The sequence below is a fragment of the Arenibacter certesii DSM 19833 genome, from assembly GCF_000429545.1.
In the GTDB taxonomy this organism is placed as follows: domain Bacteria; phylum Bacteroidota; class Bacteroidia; order Flavobacteriales; family Flavobacteriaceae; genus Arenibacter; species Arenibacter certesii.
Window position 1 is genome coordinate 6,899 of record NZ_KE386917.1, and the last position, 2,143, is coordinate 9,041.

The window sequence follows — 2,143 nt, forward strand, 5'->3', positions numbered from 1 at the left end:
ATTTAACAGGTTTCAATTCCTAAATGGGTCGATTAAAAGCGCTGCACCCTGTAGCATCAAAAATGGTTTTATTGTGTTTCAATTCCTAAATGGGTCGATTAAAAGCTACTTAACCGAAACAGCTAACTCATCTAATTTAATGTTTCAATTCCTAAATGGGTCGATTAAAAGCAGCGCCTATATTTTACTGTGATGTCAAGTTTATCTGTTTCAATTCCTAAATGGGTCGATTAAAAGGTTTATAGTTAAGATACCTATTTGCGCCTCTATAGAGTTTCAATTCCTAAATGGGTCGATTAAAAGCCGTCGATTTTATAGAATCAACAGATTGGTTATTAAATGCTTGAAATTATCTGCATGGTAAATATAAGACAAAAAAAGCGTCAACTACTAATGATATAAATTGCCTTGGGGTTCGACAACTTGGCAACGCCTTGTTTTTTAAGACATTAAGTATCAAAATGTCAAAGAACTTAATTTTTATGGCTATAATTTCTTTGTTAGACGCTTATATCAGATTGTCAAGTTCGTTCTTTTCCTTGCCGATGACCTCTTTTTCTAGCCAACCTTCCTGTCTACTCTTAAAGATAATCAAACTATCTGTTTTTTCGTCCATGATCAATTTAGCGTACGCTAGCAGTTCCTTTAGTTTTACCTCAGTAATCTCGCCTTCAAAAACGCTATTCTGTATCCAGTTCAGGTATTGGCGGCACAATTTTAACATTTTGCCCACCCTTCGTTTGTCCATATCATAAACTAAAATCACATACATCTTACCACCAAGTTTTAAAGGGTTTGTACTCTTGCATGCCCATGACATGCTTTACCAGTTTATAACATTCTAGCCTAACAAGCCTTTTGTAGCTTACATTCTGTTTTAAGGTACGGTGCTTAATAGTCTCATTGAGTTTTTCGTCCCAGGCACGCAAAACGGTCTTTCTGCCCGATTCCTTTAAAAGGCAACTGTTCAATTTTTGGTCGAAATCACCTTTTTGGATCATTTTTTTGTTCAGTAACGAGAAAATTAGCCGATCTGCTAATAGTGGCTTGAAAACTTCTGCTAGATCTAAGGCAAGTGAATACCTACGAAACCCGGGTTCGTGCAAAAAACTTATGGTCGGGTTTAATTGTGTGTGATAGATTTGGTCTAAACAGGTCGTATAGCAGATCATGTTCACGAAAGATATCATGGCATTTATCTCGTTGTTGGGCGGTTGTTTGGTACGGTTGTTCATCTCAAAATCGTTGATAATTGTGCTAAACCCGCTGTAATAAGCCGAACGTATATTTCCCTCGATGCCCATAAGTTCATCTATGGCTTGAATGTCGGTTATCGATTTTGAAAGTTGTTCTATTTGAAGGATTTGTTTTGAAAGATCCTTGTCACGTTTTGAGTAGTACTTGAGGTTTTTGAGCATGTTGAACGATGCCCCTTCAATAAATTGTCGGGCAATGATCATTCTTTTTTTTTGTGAACTATAATGTTCCACTTGGTTAACGATGACCTTGCCGCTCAACAGATAGTCTTTGGGCATAAAACTGCCTGTATAATGTTCATAAAAATCAAAGAAGTGCACCCCTATCTGGTTTTTCCCTAAAAAATTGTACAGGGCACTATTAGTATCCAAACTTCCAAAACAGTATAGATTCTTGACTCCCTCGACAGGAAGGTATTTTGGTTTTCCGTCAACCCCGTCTTCATTTACGGATACAAATTTAAGGGTGTTGTCCTTGCGGCTCAATCTGCCAGCGTTAAAAAGGTAATATGATTTTTTCATAAAGCGGTTGTTGAAAATTAGACCATAGTTACTCTGCACCTAGAACCATTCTGATATCTTTTGATTTTGGCCCCAAATGGATATTCTGGTGATGTTGACCCCCTATTCTGGCCATACTGACCCCCCTAAGGATTTTGGTCAAAAAGATAAGTTAATGACAATATTACAGTTTTTTTCTTAGACTTTCTCCCTTTAATTCTATCCGGTGAGAGGTGTGTACCAGTCGGTCCAATATCGCGTCAGCGATGCTTGCTTCTCCAATAATATCGTACCAGCTTCCCACAGGAAGTTGACTTGCAATAATGGTAGATGATCTTCCATGCCGGTCCTCAATGATCTCCATCAGGTCCATTTGCTGTTTTCTA

The 2,143-nt window shown here is 37.8% G+C and carries 3 protein-coding genes and 1 CRISPR repeat array; all 3 genes read right to left on the reverse strand.

What is annotated here, in order from left to right; translation table 11 throughout:
- The first annotated feature begins 9 nt into the window (after positions 1–9).
- Positions 10–303: direct repeats of the CRISPR family, unit length 30 nt; unit sequence GTTTCAATTCCTAAATGGGTCGATTAAAAG.
- Between the two features lie 205 nt (positions 304–508).
- On the reverse strand, positions 509–772 hold the full coding sequence (gene cas2 / locus G466_RS0121150; protein ID WP_026815403.1) for a CRISPR-associated endonuclease Cas2: 264 nt from the start codon (positions 770–772) through the stop codon (positions 509–511).
- 1 nt (position 773) lies between these two features.
- A complete protein-coding gene (gene cas1b / locus G466_RS0121155; RefSeq protein WP_026815404.1) occupies positions 774–1,778 on the reverse strand; it encodes a type I-B CRISPR-associated endonuclease Cas1b in 1,005 nt (334 codons plus the stop codon).
- A 163-nt stretch (positions 1,779–1,941) separates the two neighbouring features.
- Positions 1,942–2,143, reverse strand: a 202-nt coding sequence (locus G466_RS0121160; RefSeq protein WP_026815405.1) for an ATP-binding protein, incomplete at its 5' end; no start/stop codon positions are given.

Excerpts from the sequence above, each read along its gene's own strand:
- cas2 (WP_026815403.1), bottom strand. The coding sequence starts at position 772 with ATGTATGTGATTTTAGTTTATGATATGGACAAACGAAGGGTGGGCAAA.
- cas1b (WP_026815404.1), bottom strand. The coding sequence starts at position 1,778 with ATGAAAAAATCATATTACCTTTTTAACGCTGGCAGATTGAGCCGCAAG.